The sequence below is a fragment of the Aliiroseovarius sediminis genome, from assembly GCF_022678485.1.
GTDB classification, from domain to species: domain Bacteria; phylum Pseudomonadota; class Alphaproteobacteria; order Rhodobacterales; family Rhodobacteraceae; genus Aliiroseovarius; species Aliiroseovarius sediminis.
The window spans coordinates 1-202 of the sequence record NZ_JALBYP010000006.1; the positions used below are offsets into that span (position 1 = coordinate 1).

At 65.8% G+C, this 202-nt stretch carries 1 protein-coding gene; it reads right to left on the reverse strand.

Annotated features, from left to right (window positions below; genetic code table 11):
* Positions 1–202 (reverse strand): IS3 family transposase (locus MN186_RS00030; protein ID WP_242110741.1); only part of this gene is annotated, 202 nt, incomplete at both ends.

Sequence of the window (202 nt, forward strand, 5' to 3'; positions counted from 1 at the left end):
CGGCCTCCGGCATCGGTGTGCGTGTGCCGCGGGCTCGCTTGCGGCCCCGTCGTCGCGTCACCGAGAGCCCTTCCTCGCGGTAGATGCGGTAGAGCCTCTTGTGGTTCATGGTCATCCCCTTGCGTTCGAGCAGGACGCCGATCCGGTGGTAGCCAAACCGACGCCACTTTCCGGCGATCTCCTGCATCTCCTTGCGGATCTC